The organism is Kitasatospora sp. NPDC004669 (assembly GCF_040609455.1).
In the GTDB taxonomy this organism is placed as follows: Bacteria; Actinomycetota; Actinomycetes; order Streptomycetales; family Streptomycetaceae; genus Kitasatospora.
The window spans coordinates 1-9,641 of sequence record NZ_JBEXKB010000143.1; the positions used below are offsets into that span (position 1 = coordinate 1).

A 9,641-nucleotide genomic window follows, 5' to 3' on the forward strand; every position below is an offset into this window, starting at 1 on the left:
GACGGCCGGACCGGGTTGCGCGCCGAACACGAGAAGCAGATCGACGAGGAAGCCCGTGCAGCCTACTGCGCGAAGATCGAGCAGGCCGCCAGGTCGGCCGCACCAATCAAGGCTTAAGCTCTCCTTTCCTTGGGCTCTTTGGGCTTTCTAGGGCCGAATACCGTGCGCAGGAATGAGGCGTTCTCGGCGATCTGGACGCGGCGCTGGTGGATGAGGTCCCAGTCGGGGGTGTCGTTGAGGGCGTCGGTGACGGTCTGCCACTGGCTTCGGCCGAATCGCCACCAGATGGGGCCGAGGAAGCTGTGGCGGCGGAGGCGGTCCATGGTGGTGCCGAGGACGGGGATCTTGCCGTCGAAGGTGACTCCTTCGTCTTCCCAGCGCTGGCCGCGCCAGTGGTCCTCGGTGGCCGGCCACCCCACACACCGGCCACTGACAGCAACCGACGTCTGCACTGAAAGCCAGCCGTCGCCTACCAGCGTGCTGACCGGGTCTACTGGGGAGCCGGGTTGCGGGGCTCTGGCAGGATCTGCCGGGCGGTGCGCGCTGCATCCCATTGCCCGTAGCGCGCACCGCTTGGTCGGCCTGTGTTCGGTGTCGGTCGCTTTGGTCGCTGCCGTCCCGCCCCGGCCTGATCGGCACGGGGGCTGTTCCAGCAGGTGCCTCTCCACGGGTATGGAGATGGCGCGGCGTCAGCCGTGACTAGCCCGGGCCTCCGCCGTTGCCGCCGCCTCCGCCGTTGCCGGGGGCGCCGATGTGGATGCTGTTGCCGCACAGGTTGATCGGCGCGTTCACGGGGATCTGCACCGTGTTCCCGGACAGGACGCCCGGCGAGCCGACTGCGGCCCCGGCCGACTCGGCGGTGCCGACGTTGACGCACCCGCCATCGCCCGGGCCGGCCAACGCGCCGGCCTGGGCGGGCCCGGCGCACACCGTCGCCAGAACGCCCCCTAGGCTCGCGGCCAGAAGCACGATTCTCTTCATGTCCAGGACTTTCGCAGTCGGCGCCTGGCGAGCTAATCCACGACACCTAAAGATCACCCGACAAGAGCAACGGCCACTGCGGGCTGGCGCACCCCGCAATGCGCGAGGTCTGCGCCGTCGATGGGAACGACAACACCGTTGGCCGCCATCGACATGCACAGGTTGCCGTCACCTGTCCGGCGCTGTCGGCGACGTCGAATCCTGGGAATACCGTCCCGGGTCCCGCATGATCACCGTGTGAGACGTGTGCCGAAGTGGCTTGGACCGCTGTATGTAGTGCTGGCCATGGCGTTCCTGGCGTGGTACCTCACAAGCGGCCACCCAGTCGACAACCTGGTCGCCGTAGTCTCCGCGCTCACCGCCGCGCCGCAGCTGCATTGGCAACTGGGCAAGTGCCTGCCGGGCGACGGTGATGTGGTCGGCAGCCGTGTTGCTGCCCGCGTTCCCCGGCCGTAGCAAGCCCGCGACCGGCTCGCCCGAGCCCTCCGGGCCGTGATCGACGAACGCGAACAGCGGATGGTGGCCGAAGGTCTTCTTCCAGGTGGCGGCGGCGTCCTCTTTCTCCGAGTGTGCCAAGACCAGCACGCCGTCGATGTCCACGATCACCTGGCCACCAGTGTTCGGTGCGTCTTGGCCGGCCAGTTGCCAGACCCGCTGGCGAACGTCGGCTCGGGCTCGGCGGAGGGCGGCGAGCGCATGCGGACCGGATGCGGCGAGGGCGTCGACCAGCCGGGACACCGTCGGATCGGACGCGACTGGCCCGAACAGGCTGGGCTCGGCCCGCAACACGCCGACGTCGGCCAGGCAGTCTCCGCCCAGCGCGACCGCCAGGGCGAGGTCGAGGAGGATCTTGCCCGGGTCGTGCACCGCCCGCGGCTTGCGCCACGGCTCGAGCGCCGCAGACAGTGTGGTGTCCAGGCCGATCCGGCGAACGGTCTCCGCCAGCAGCGCTCCGCCGGCCTGCGAGACCACTCCCGATCCGCCCCGCGATATCCGGACGCGTGGATAGGACCCATTGCGCTTCATCAGGTGTGCCTCGTACTGGGGCGATGTAACCGGACCATGGACGGGCGGTATCCTCGCAGCTCAAGTGCGCTTCGTTGATCTGCGTCTGCCGCCTGGGGCGAGGAGTCGCCGGTCTCGCCGGGCACGAAGCGCCCAGAGGGAGGGGCCCATCCATGTCAGCTGGCACATGGCCGGAGTTCTTGGACCACTCCCAGCGGTTCACCGCGCCCTACACCGAGTTGCCGGCTCTGGAGGGCCTGGTTCTCAGATCGGTGCACCTCAGTCCGTACGGCCCTGCTGTGACGTTGCGGGTCGAGCTTCCTCGCTTTCCGGACCTCGTCCCGTCGGATTGGACCGAGGCCGACTGTGACCGGTTCGAGGCCCAGATCGAGTTCCACGCGGTGGGCGAGGACCTTCGGATGCGGGGCATACCCGACAGCACCGTGGTCGACATCGAGCTCGGTCCCCGCCTCCAGACCCCGGAGCGCCGGATCAGGGTCGCCGTAAGCGGTCCGGCGTTCTCACTGGACTTCACCGCGCACGCTCTGAAGGTGGGCCACCTCAACGCCTATCGCTCCGGCGACGCGGACCCTTACACGGCTCGGCGATGGTTCGAGAGTCCCCTTGACCAGCGCCTGCACCAGGGGGCGCTGCCGCCCACGACTGCGAAGGTGTTCTATGAACGAACGTGACTGGTCTGCCGAGGTGGCCAACCCCAAGGCGATCCGCGAAGTCCTCGGCGCACCCCCACCACCGCTGACGGACTACCACCTGGACTCTGTCCTCATCGACGAGCGCGAAGCGTCAGTCACCTTGAGATTCTCCGCCTTCGCTGTCCCGGTCGGCGCTGCGGACCTGTGGCAGGCGCGTGGCCACAACGCGGTCGAGTTCGTCCTGGTCTGCACCGGCGTGAAGAACTTCGAGGTGGACACCTGGTCCGGCTGGCCCACAACCGTCGCCAGCCTCAGCGGAAGAACCGTTGTTCTCGCCGGCCAGGACAAGCGCGTGTCCTTCGAGACCGACGAAATCCGCGCTCAGCCCCCGGTCGGACATCTGTGGAGTCGAGCACAGTGACCTCACCCGACGGTTAAAGAGGCACTGGCGCGTCGAGGACTTCACCTCGAAGGTGAACGTCGCGGATGCGCGACCGGGCCCGCGCAGGAGGCAAGAACCACAGGTCAGCCATGGTTTCTCGCACCCTGATTGCCCATCAACACCATCCCTCGTGAAAGCGCGAGGTTAGGGTGGGCGGCGCCCGCTCGGGCTCCGGCCCGCAGTGTCTGCGATGGGCGGCCTGGGGCAAAGGGGGGTGGCTGGACGATCCCTCTGGTGTGCCTCGGGGACCGGAGTAGACGCCCGATCCCACCCCCTCACCCTCCTCGACACGCCGTACCTGGGGCGACCCGGGGCGGGGCATCACAGGTCGATCATCATCCGTAGATAGGTGCGGATCTCGTCGGCTTCCTTGCCCGTGACGGTGCCGAGTGGCCGGCCGGTGAGACGCTGTTCGGAGATGGTGCGGACGTCGTCGGTGCGGGCCCAGCTGGGGCGGTTGAGGCCGGACTGGGTGGAGGTGACGGGGACGTGGTGGGGCAGGCCGCGGTCGGCGGTGGTGAGGGGCACCACGATGGCCATAGCGGTCGGGAAGCTGGCGAACAGGGGGCTGGAGACGACCACGACGGGGCGCCGGCCTGCCTGCTCGGAGCCGATGACCGGGGACAGGTCGGCCATCCAGACCTGCCAGGGGGTGGACTTGCGGCTCACGCCTCACCGCCCAGGCCGTCGCCGGCCACGGCGTCCCACTCGTCCAGCTCGTTCTGGTAGTCGGCCCAGGCTGCCTGGTCGGCCTCCAGGCGGGCGTAGGCGGCCAGGATCTGGGCCTTGCGGTGTTCGGTCAGCAGGTGTTCCAGGGCGGCGTTCAGCGTGACCCCGCCGAGGTCGTCGGCCGCTAGGCGCGCGAGTTCGTCGCGCACCTCGGCCTGCACTTTTATGGTCGTCATCGTCACACCAGACAGAATACCCGCGGGTATACCAGTCGGCATACCGTGCTGGCTTCCTCTCTCGGGCGGTGCAGGCCGGAGCCCGTCGGGCGAGCACTTCAATCGGTCAGCCAGGTCCGTGCTGGAGGCGGCGTACGAGGGCGCGGCGGGTGGGTCCGTGTGTGCGGGCGAGGAGCAGGAGTTCGCGGACGAGTTCCGCCTTGTCGACCCGGTGGCCGGTCTCTTCTCGCAGTACCACCTGGAACAGGTCCACCTCGGTGGCTTCGGCTGGGTCGACTCGGACGGTCAGAGCCACGGCGCCGGCGGCCCGGGGGGCTGGCCGTCGGCCTGGGCGCGGGATGCGGGAGGCGGCTTCGGAGTCCACCTCTGGTGGGTGTTCCTCCAGCCAGTCCGTCAGCGCCTGCGTGACTGCGTCCTTCAGCTTCACTTCGTGGATGGCGAGCGCGACTGTCAGCTGGCGGCGTAGCGCGGCCGGGACGGTCGTGGTGATCGCGGCCTCTTGCGTCTTGGCTGGGGCGGCATTTGCCGGTGTCGGTCGACGATCGCCTGGAAGGTCTTTGTGTCTCGGCATGAAGCAGCCGTTCCTCTCGGCTCGGGGTCCCGGCTGGGGTGGCTGCCGGGCGGTGCTGTGTGCGCCCCGGTCGGGGCGCACGGCCGGTTCAACGAGGGCACGGTGCGGGGGGGTTCGGTGTCCGGACGTGGCGCCGCTCGTGGCTGCTCTTGGTCTACAGCTGCCCGGGTATGCGGGCGTCCCGGCGGGGTCGGGTTGGCATGGAATTGGGTGGCTGGTGGTTGGTCTGGCGTTTTCTGGTCAGCCGAAGAATCGGCGCTTCTTTTTCGGTTCGGGACGGCGAAGTGGCGGGCGTCCGGAGAACTCTCGCTTCTGGTAGCACTTCCAGCATTCGACTGCTTCGGGATCGTGTTCCAGAAGGCTGTTTTCCAGTAGGCCGGTTTCACAGGTGGTACAGCGGGGCCGGGATTCGGCTTCTCGGAGTTCTTGGGCTTCTTCTTCGGCGATGCAGAGGCCGCATTTCGTTGTGCCGTTGCTGGCGTCCCAGTTGTTCTCGTACTGGTCGGGGGTGCGGTTGCAGGTGGGGCAGCGGCGGGCTTCGTTCTCCTGGCGCTCCTTCTCGGCTTCTGCGGCCTTGGCGGTCTGGGCCTGGGCAGCGAGGCGGGCGCGGGTGCGCTGGAGGTAGTCGCGGTTGGCGAGGGCGTCGGTGAGGGTCTGGAGGTCCTCGCTGCCGTAGCGCAGCCAGATGGGGGCCTGGGGGCCGTGCTGCTGGAGCTGGTCGAGCCGGACGGTCAGGATCGGGATGCGGTCGGCGAAGTCATACGGTCGCCAGGCGCTTTCGGGCTTCCAGAACTCCTCGGTGAGGTCGCGGACCTTGCCGGTCAGGTTGTCGAGTCCTCGGGGGCCGGCGCCGGTGAGGACGAGGGCGATCGGGGGCAGGGTGTCGGCGCTGGCGTGGGGGTATCCGTTGCGGTGGTCAGGGCTACGACACCTCATGATTGCCCAGAGGCCGTGTCTCCGTCCGTTCAATCCCGGTCCCGCAAACATGGCAGTCCCACCAGCCATCTGAACCGGCATCAACCCGGATAGATCCTCTGAACGACGCCGCCCTGGGGTTCGGACGCCCACGCGACTGTTCTGGCAGGAATCCGGACAGGCCCTGCGGCAATTGTCGCAGGGCCTGTCCGGATTAATTCAATTGGGAAGAGGGTGCTACCAGGTCAGGGCTTAGGGGGCCAGACGATGAATCCCTCAAATCTCTTCTCCGTTTCTTCGTCTGACAAGTCACCACCAATCGCGTGCCATCGCGTAAACTTTCCGGCCACGGCCAATCGAATATTGAAGGCTCGTGCCATGTAGTTGACAACCTGGAAGGCCGTGCCAGCCCGATCGTCAGACGGCCCTAGCTCATCCACCAATTTCCGCAGCACCGATACGACCGATTGTTCCGCATTCCAGCAGTCGCGAATCGAATTAATGATCCTTCTGCGATTTCTTTCGTACTCTTCAGTTTCCATCCACTACTCCGACCTAGTGAAATATACCATTGCCTCTCGGAATGTCCCGTCTGGATTCTTGACCGACATTTCTTGGTCGATGTGAACAGACGTCCATCCTCTCATCCCCGCCTGTCCGCCGGTCCACGTTCCACGCGCCGCGTCTTCTTCCGAGTGGCCTCCCCGGATCAGCTCGTTGAACTGCTTGAGATTTGTATCCAGATCTCCCTCATTCCAAGATGCCGTGATTCCCTTGATTTTATCTGCGCCACCAAATTGGTTCAGGGCCTCTTGGAACATCTCGCTGCCCCTGGGAACCCCTTCATATCGTTCCCCGTTCGACTTCTTGGCCCGAAGGGTCATCTCTACCATTCCGTCTTCGAGAGTGGCCGAGAGGCCCCGATTATCCGTCGCTCCATAGCGGTTCTCGTAGTACTTGGTGCCGCAGCTGTTGTGAACCAGGACGGGCGTGGCACCTGCGAGCGCGTAGTACGTATGAACATCGGCGACGGTGAGGTTGTACATCGCCTGCTCGCCGGGCACCTGGCGGATGGCCTCGACGGTGGCGTCCTGGCCGTTTTCCGTCTTGAGGGTGTGCCCTGACTGGAGGTCGGTCGCGGGGATCCACTTCTGCGCGGTGGCATCCCAGAAGGGGTGCTCGGAGGTGGTGTGGATGACCTCCTTGCGGTCGCCCGATCGGACGGTGACATCGACGAGGTCGTTGTCGTCGTGCTTCCAGGTGGCGGAGACGGCGTGGCCGCTGTCTTCGCCGGCTTGCGGGTCGGCTGCTTGGACTTGGTCACCCGGTTTGATTTTGCTGATTTCCCGGGTGCTGCCGTCGGCCATGAGCACCGGCGTCGTGGCGTCGAAGCTGCACCCACCGAACTTCGGTGCCAACTTGAACGCAAGCTGCTTCAAGAAGGCCATCTCTTCGACCTTGCTGGCCACGAGGTTCTCAACGGCGCCCTTGGCGTCGCCGTCATGAGCGTCCATGAGTGCCGTGACGGGGGAGGCCTCAGGAACTAGGAACGTGGTGGCGAGTTGGATAAATCCCTTGAGGCGTTCCTTCTTGGACCGGTGGAAGCGGACCAGGGACCAGTCATTGCCCGCGTGGTAGGGATGATCCACCTTGGTCGTGACATTGTCCCAGTAGTCGACGTTCCAGCCGCCTTCACTGTTGGGATGCCAAGCCTCGTGGATGATGTTGCCCTGCTGGTCCTCGCAGGTGCCGAATCCGCCGCAGACTCCTTCGGGGTGAAGCCCGCTGGGGTCGCTGAGGTTGGCGGGGTTGTTGTTGCTGTAGGCGTAGCCGTTCCACTGCTGGGGGTCGGCTTGGTCGAGGACGGGGTCGGGGCTGATGAAGCGTCCGTGGACGGGGTCGTATTGGCGGGCGCCGAGGTTGGTGAGGCCGGTGGCGTCGTCCTTGGTGCCGCCGATGAAGCCGTGGTCGCCGGCCCAGGTGGTGGGCTGGTTGCCGCGGGGGTTGCCGAAGGGGTCGGCCGGGCGGCGGGTCTTGGTGAGCGTGGTGCCGTCGAGGGCGAGGATGCCGGTGCCGTGGTGGTCGGAGATCTGATAGGTGGTGTTGCCGCCCTGGCGGACGAGGGTGACGCCGCCGGGGATCTGGTAGTAGCGGACGCCGGTGACGGTGTTCGTGTTGCTGTCGTAGACCAGTTCGTCGCCGCCGAGCGTGATGGTGGTCTTGCCGGGGTCGCGGCGGATGAGCTGGTTGCCGGCTGCGTCGTAGAGGTAGGTGGTCGGTCCGGCGGTGCCCGTCTTGGTGTAGGAGGCGAGTTTGTTCTCGCTGTTCCAGGTGAGGGTGGCGGTGCCGGAGGTGTCGGTGACGGCGGTGGTGTTGCCCGCCGCGTCGTACTGGGTGCTGGTGCCGGTGGTGCCGCTGGGCGCTGTGGTGGTGGTGCCGGTGAGGGCGTGCGGGCCGCCGGTGTTGGCTGCGGTGGTGGGGGTGTTGACGGTTCCGGTGGCCGGGAAGGTCTGGTTGGTGGTGGTGTCCTTGGTGGTGTCGCCGGAGGGGTCGCGTTGGACGAGCTGGGTGCGGTTGCCGGTCAGGTCGTAGCCGTGGCTCTGCCAGTACGCGGCAGGTCCCCCGACCGTGGTCCTCATCGGCGCCTGGGCGCCGCTGGTGGGGGTGGCGTTGGCGCAGGAGCCGATGCCCCCGACGGTGGGCTGGGCGGCCTGGGTGAGTGTGCCGGTGTCCGACCAGGCGCTGGTCAGCCGGCCCAGGTAGTCGTAGCCGAAGCACTGCAGGTCGGTGGACGACGGGGTGTTGTCCGGGATGTTGCGGACGGCAGTGAGCTGACCCGCCGTGTTATAGGCGTAGGTGAGCTGTTGGACGGTGCCGGTGGAGGCGGTCTGTTTGTCGACGAACTGCGACAGCGGGCGGCCGGTGGATTCGTCGTAGGTGTTGGTGACGACGATCTGGGTGCCCCAGGGGTTCACCGTGGCGCGGATGCTGCGGCCGTAGGCGTCCCAGTCCGAAGACAGGTCGTAGGTGGTGGTGCTAGTGCCGTACGTTCTCAGCGGGCCGTTGTTGTCGTATTTGTAGACGAGTGTCTCGCCAGCGATGTCGCCGACGGCTGAGCGGTTGTCGGTGGCCAGGGCGCCGGTGATGGGGTCGTAGATTGCCTGGTAGGTGTAGGTGAACGGGGTGGTGCCCTGGCCGATCTCGGTGCCGGGGATCGTGGTGGTGGTCTTGGTCGGGTGGTAGGCGGTGTCGTAGGCCAGCACGGAGCTGGTGTACGCGATGCCGGAGGCCCCGTTGACGTAGCGGGTCGAGGTGGCGGGCTTGCCCTTGACGACGGTGTCGTAGGTGAAGCCGGTCAGCTGGTGGTCCGGGCTGACCGATCCGGAGTAGGTGCCCGTCATCCGGCCGAGCAGGTCGTAGGTGTAGGCGATGGTCTGGTTGCGTGCGTCCGTGGACGCGGCCAGCCGACCCGCGGCGTCGTAGGTCTTGGTAGCGGTGCCGGTATCCGGGTCGGAGGCCGTAACCTCCCGGCCGCGCAGGTCGTAGCCATGGGTCCAGGTGTTGCCCGCCGCGTCCTTCTGCGTGGCCAGGTGGCCGTCTGCGGTGTAGGTGTAGGAGGTCACGTCCGCGTCGGCCTGGTTGCCGGTGGCGGTGGCGGTCTTGTACTGCCAGAGCTGGGCCTTGTGGCCGCGTGCGTCGGTGACGGTCGAGGTCGGCGTGGCGCCCGCGGGCGGTGTGACGTCGGTCCGGTCGGCGCCGGGATAGGCGGTGGTGGTCGTGGTCTGGGTGACGCCGTAGGCGACGAACTGCTTGGTCACCGCTCGGCCCAGGCCGTCGTAGACGTTGTAGGTCTGCGCCGGGACCTTCTGCGTGGTGGTCAGGAACGGGGTGGTGCTGGGCGCGGTGTCGTCGTTGTACCAGGGGCTGTTGGCCCTGGTGACCCGGCCCTGCGAGTCGTACACCGTGTCGGTGATCAGCCGGCCCGTGTAGGCGGTGAGCGCGGGGGTCGACTGAGTCTGGACGATCCTCCCCTCGCCGTCCAAGATGTCGATCTTGACGGCGTAGCCCTTTTAAGGCTCTTGTGCTGGATCTGTGGGTCGGATCATGTGAGTTGGCGTCGGGGCAGGGTGGGGCGGTTGCCGCCGAGGCAGAGCATGACGAGGGCGATG

10 protein-coding genes and 2 pseudogenes are annotated in these 9,641 nt (G+C 66.9%); 3 read left to right on the plus strand and 9 right to left on the minus strand.

The genetic code is table 11. The features are described from left to right. Positions 1–117, plus strand: a pseudogene (locus tag ABZW30_RS45480) (type I restriction endonuclease subunit M); the annotation flags it as partial. Here the strand turns inward: ABZW30_RS45480 and ABZW30_RS45485 are convergent. The 3 genes and pseudogenes from ABZW30_RS45485 to ABZW30_RS45495 form a co-directional block, all read right to left on the minus strand. Next, positions 114–419, minus strand: a complete 306-nt coding sequence (locus ABZW30_RS45485; protein WP_355677219.1) for a hypothetical protein — start codon at positions 417–419, stop codon at positions 114–116. The pseudogene ABZW30_RS45480 and the gene ABZW30_RS45485 sit on opposite strands and share 4 nt — an antisense overlap. A gap of 280 nt (positions 420–699) precedes the next feature. Next, complete coding sequence (locus ABZW30_RS45490) at positions 700–981, minus strand: chaplin (protein WP_355677220.1); 282 nt, start codon at positions 979–981, stop codon at positions 700–702. Between the two features lie 363 nt (positions 982–1,344). Then, a pseudogene (locus ABZW30_RS45495) lies at positions 1,345–2,007 on the minus strand (transposase); the annotation flags it as partial. A 179-nt stretch (positions 2,008–2,186) separates the two neighbouring features. Between ABZW30_RS45495 and ABZW30_RS45500 the strand changes: the two are divergent. Both ABZW30_RS45500 and ABZW30_RS45505 read left to right on the plus strand, forming a co-directional pair. Further along, positions 2,187–2,678, plus strand: a complete 492-nt coding sequence (locus tag ABZW30_RS45500) for an Imm50 family immunity protein (protein ID WP_355677221.1) — start codon at positions 2,187–2,189, stop codon at positions 2,676–2,678. Beyond that, complete coding sequence (locus tag ABZW30_RS45505) at positions 2,665–3,060, plus strand: Imm50 family immunity protein (protein WP_355677222.1); 396 nt, start codon at positions 2,665–2,667, stop codon at positions 3,058–3,060. The genes ABZW30_RS45500 and ABZW30_RS45505 overlap by 14 nt, the downstream gene beginning before the upstream one ends. A 342-nt stretch (positions 3,061–3,402) precedes the next feature. Here ABZW30_RS45505 and ABZW30_RS45510 read toward each other — a convergent pair whose 3' ends face one another. The 6 genes from ABZW30_RS45510 to ABZW30_RS45535 form a co-directional block, all read right to left on the minus strand. Beyond that, positions 3,403–3,750 (minus strand): type II toxin-antitoxin system PemK/MazF family toxin, encoded by a 348-nt coding sequence (locus tag ABZW30_RS45510; protein ID WP_355677223.1) that lies wholly within the window; start codon positions 3,748–3,750, stop codon positions 3,403–3,405. After that, positions 3,747–3,986: a hypothetical protein gene (locus ABZW30_RS45515; protein ID WP_355677224.1), complete on the minus strand. Its 240-nt coding sequence runs from the start codon at positions 3,984–3,986 to the stop codon at positions 3,747–3,749. Before ABZW30_RS45515 ends, ABZW30_RS45510 begins: the two co-directional genes overlap by 4 nt. A gap of 106 nt (positions 3,987–4,092) precedes the next feature. Continuing rightward, a complete protein-coding gene (locus ABZW30_RS45520) occupies positions 4,093–4,413 on the minus strand; it encodes a hypothetical protein (RefSeq protein WP_355677225.1) in 321 nt (106 codons plus the stop codon). Positions 4,414–4,797: 384 nt separating this feature from the next. Further along, the gene (locus ABZW30_RS45525; RefSeq protein WP_355677226.1) at positions 4,798–5,574 is read right to left on the minus strand and encodes a hypothetical protein; all 777 of its coding nucleotides are present in this window, start codon (positions 5,572–5,574) and stop codon (positions 4,798–4,800) included. A gap of 143 nt (positions 5,575–5,717) precedes the next feature. Continuing rightward, on the minus strand, positions 5,718–6,014 hold the full coding sequence (locus tag ABZW30_RS45530; RefSeq protein ID WP_355677227.1) for a hypothetical protein: 297 nt from the start codon (positions 6,012–6,014) through the stop codon (positions 5,718–5,720). A 3-nt stretch (positions 6,015–6,017) separates the two neighbouring features. Then, positions 6,018–9,515: a polymorphic toxin-type HINT domain-containing protein gene (locus ABZW30_RS45535; RefSeq protein ID WP_355677228.1), complete on the minus strand. Its 3,498-nt coding sequence runs from the start codon at positions 9,513–9,515 to the stop codon at positions 6,018–6,020. Between the last annotated feature and the right edge of the window lie 126 nt (positions 9,516–9,641).

Coding starts and splice junctions, on each gene's coding strand:
- ABZW30_RS45490 (WP_355677220.1), bottom strand. CDS start 981: ATGAAGAGAATCGTGCTTCTGGCCGCGAGCCTAGGGGGCGTTCTGGCG.
- ABZW30_RS45505 (WP_355677222.1), top strand. CDS start 2,665: ATGAACGAACGTGACTGGTCTGCCGAGGTGGCCAACCCCAAGGCGATC.
- ABZW30_RS45515 (WP_355677224.1), bottom strand. CDS start 3,986: ATGACGACCATAAAAGTGCAGGCCGAGGTGCGCGACGAACTCGCGCGC.
- ABZW30_RS45525 (WP_355677226.1), bottom strand. CDS start 5,574: ATGCCGGTTCAGATGGCTGGTGGGACTGCCATGTTTGCGGGACCGGGA.
- ABZW30_RS45530 (WP_355677227.1), bottom strand. CDS start 6,014: ATGGAAACTGAAGAGTACGAAAGAAATCGCAGAAGGATCATTAATTCG.